3 protein-coding genes are annotated in these 2,873 nt (G+C 74.0%); all 3 read left to right on the forward strand.

Annotated features, from left to right (window positions below; genetic code table 11):
• Positions 1-74: 74 nt before the first annotated feature.
• The 3 genes from CCR87_RS00380 (at position 75) to CCR87_RS00390 (ending at position 2,722) form a co-directional block, all read left to right on the forward strand.
• Positions 75-656: an anthranilate synthase component II gene (locus CCR87_RS00380; protein ID WP_201155357.1), complete on the forward strand. Its 582-nt coding sequence runs from the start codon at positions 75-77 to the stop codon at positions 654-656.
• Positions 653-1,684, forward strand: a complete 1,032-nt coding sequence (trpD, locus tag CCR87_RS00385) for an anthranilate phosphoribosyltransferase (protein ID WP_201155358.1) — start codon at positions 653-655, stop codon at positions 1,682-1,684. Before CCR87_RS00380 ends, trpD begins: the two co-directional genes overlap by 4 nt.
• A gap of 339 nt (positions 1,685-2,023) precedes the next feature.
• Positions 2,024-2,722 (forward strand): uracil-DNA glycosylase, encoded by a 699-nt coding sequence (locus CCR87_RS00390; RefSeq protein ID WP_201155359.1) that lies wholly within the window; start codon positions 2,024-2,026, stop codon positions 2,720-2,722.
• Positions 2,723-2,873 lie beyond the last annotated feature (151 nt).

Here is a 2,873-nt window from a genome sequence, read left to right on the forward strand (position 1 = left end):
GGCTTGTCCCCACCGCCCGCGCCGGGCCAAGTGACCTCCGCCCCCGCCGGTCTCGGCATCATCCAGAGCCGCCCATGTTCCTGCTCATCGACAATTACGACAGCTTCACCTGGAACCTCGTCCATTACCTGGGCGAACTGGGCGCCGAGGTGACGGTGCGCCGCAACGATGCGCTGGATGTGCAGACGGCGATGGCGATGCGCCCATCCGGCATCGTGCTGTCGCCAGGCCCCTGCACGCCGTCCGAGGCGGGCATCTGCCTGGCCATGGTGGCGGCGGCGGTGGAAACCGGCACGCCGTTGCTGGGCGTCTGCCTGGGCCATCAGGCCATCGGCCAGGCGATGGGCGGGACCGTCACACGCGCGGCACAGATCGTGCATGGCAAACCGGGCGTGATCCACCACCATGGCGCGGGCGTCTTTGCCGGGCTGCCCTCGCCGTTCTCGGCCACGCGCTACCACAGCCTGGTGGTGGCGCGCGACGACCTGCCCGCCACGCTGGAGGTCACGGCAGCGCTGGAGGATGGCACCATCATGGGCCTGCGTCACCGCGCCGCCCCGGTCGAGGGTGTGCAGTTCCACCCCGAATCCATCGCCTCCGAGCACGGACACGCGCTCCTGCGCAACTTTGTCGACCGCGCGCGGGTGACGGCATGACCGCCCCCGTCCCCGACGCGGGCCTGCGCCCGCTCATCGCCATCGCCGCCGAGCGCCCCCTGACCCGCCCGGAGGCGGAAACCGCCTTTGCCATCCTGTTCGAGGGCGAGGCCACCCCCGCCCAGATGGGCGGCTTCCTGATGGCGCTGCGCACCCGCGGCGAGACGGTGGACGAATATGCCGCCGCGGCGGCGGCCATGCGCGCACGCTGTGTGCCGGTGCGCGCCCCCGAAGGCGCCATGGACATCGTGGGAACGGGCGGCGACGGCAAGGGGACGCTGAACATCTCCACCGCCGCGGCCTTTGTCGTGGCGGGTGCGGGCGTTCCGGTCGCAAAGCACGGCAACCGCAACCTCAGCTCGAAGTCCGGTGCGGCCGATGCGCTGGGCGCGCTGGGCATCGAGGTCATGGTCGGCCCCGATATCGTCGAGCGCGCCATCGCCGAGGCCGGCATCGGCTTCATGATGGCGCCCATGCACCACCCTGCGATGCGCCACGTCGGCCCCGTGCGCGCGGAGCTTGGCACCCGCACGATCTTCAACATCCTCGGCCCGCTGACCAACCCCGCCGGGGTGCGGCGCCTGATGCTGGGGGCGTTCTCCGAGCACCTGATCCGACCGATGGCCGAGACGCTGGCCGCGCTGGGCGCCGAGCGCGCCTGGATCGCCCATGGCGCCGACGGCACCGACGAGATCTCGATCGCCGGTCCCAGCCGCGTGGCAGCGCTGGAGGGCGGCGCGGTGCACCTGTTCGACCTCCATCCCGAGGACGCGGGCCTGCCCGTGCACCCGTTCGAGGCGCTTCTGGGTGGCGGGCCGGAGCACAACGCCGCAGCCCTGACGGCCCTTCTGGACGGGGCGCCCGGGGCCTATCGCGATGCGGTTCTGCTGAATGCGGCCGGGGCGCTGGTGGTCGCAGGCAAGGCCGGCGGGCTGCACGAGGGCGTGGAACTGGCGCGCGAGAGCATCGACTCAGGCGCCGCGCGCGACAGGCTGGCGCGTCTGGTGGCGATCTCCCGCGCGGGCTGAGGCGCGGGCGGGCCATCGCGGCGGGGTCACGCGCCCACAGCGCCGCATCGGCCCGAGGCATCGCCTTGGCCGCCCACCCGGCCCGTCCATGCCCACCCTGCCGGTTCCGACCGGCCGATCGTCCCTCTCGTAGACCCCGCGCGCCCACCCGGGTGGCCAGCGCAGGCCGCCAATGCTGTGCACCGAGGGCTGGTGCACACCGCAGGCAGCGGCGTCAACGCCCACGCCGCTCCGGCCATGGCGGGGCCGCCGATGCCGCCGGGCCGGTGAACTCGGGCCGCGCCATTGCGCCCCGCCCTCGCCCCGGAGTATCGCGCCGTGACACCGCCGGAGGACGTCATGCCATCACCCCCCCCAGCCGCAGGCGCGGCGCTGCCCCTGCCCGACCCGCCGCCGGGCTGGGAGGATCTGGCGTTTTTTCGCACCGGCTGGCCTGACATCGCCGCTGCCCTGAGGGCCGAGGCCCGCCCCTGGCAGCCCGCCGCGCCCGACCTGTTCCGCGCGCTGGCGCTGACGCCGCCGGACGCGGTGCGGGTGGTGATCCTGGGGCAGGACCCCTACCCCACGGCGGGGCGGGCGACGGGGCTTGCGTTCTCCTATCCGCCGGGGGTTCGTCCGGCGCATTCGCTGGCCAACATCCTGCGCGAGTTGCACGACGACACGGGCGTTGCGCGTGCGGACGGGGATCTGAGCGGCTGGGCGCGACAGGGGGTGCTGTTGCTCAACACCATCCTCAGCGTGCCGGTGGGGGTGACGGGCGGCCACCGGGCGCTTGGCTGGCAGCGGCTGGCCGATCAGGTGCTGGCGCGGGTCGCCACCCGTCCGACGGCCTTCCTGTTGTGGGGCCGTCCCGCGCAGGCCGTGGCCGCGCCGCATCTCGACGGCCCCCACAAGGGGGAGGCGGGCCATCTGGTGCTGTCGACGCCGCACCCCTCGCCGCTGTCGGCGCGGCGGGGGTTCTTTGGGGCGCGGCCCTTCAGCCGGGTCAACGACTGGCTGCGCGCGCGCGCAGAGGCCCCCATCGACTGGAGCGCATGACCACACCGGCCCTGCGGGCGCGCCACGGCTGCGCACCGCCTGTACCCCCCGGATCGCCGGGTTTCGCGGTGGTGAACACGTCCGTTGGCATGGCTGCGCCGCGGTGCTCGGTCGCCAACCGGGGGCGGCGGATGGGGGCCGCCAAGTGGGG

Source organism: Rhodobaculum claviforme, assembly GCF_016653255.1.
Taxonomy (GTDB): Bacteria; Pseudomonadota; Alphaproteobacteria; order Rhodobacterales; family Rhodobacteraceae; genus Rhodobaculum; species Rhodobaculum claviforme.

What these genes read in the sequence shown, in the direction of transcription:
- CCR87_RS00380 (WP_201155357.1), top strand. Translation starts at nt 75, where the DNA reads ATGTTCCTGCTCATCGACAATTACGACAGCTTCACCTGGAACCTCGTC.
- trpD (WP_201155358.1), top strand. Translation starts at nt 653, where the DNA reads ATGACCGCCCCCGTCCCCGACGCGGGCCTGCGCCCGCTCATCGCCATC.
- CCR87_RS00390 (WP_201155359.1), top strand. Translation starts at nt 2,024, where the DNA reads ATGCCATCACCCCCCCCAGCCGCAGGCGCGGCGCTGCCCCTGCCCGAC.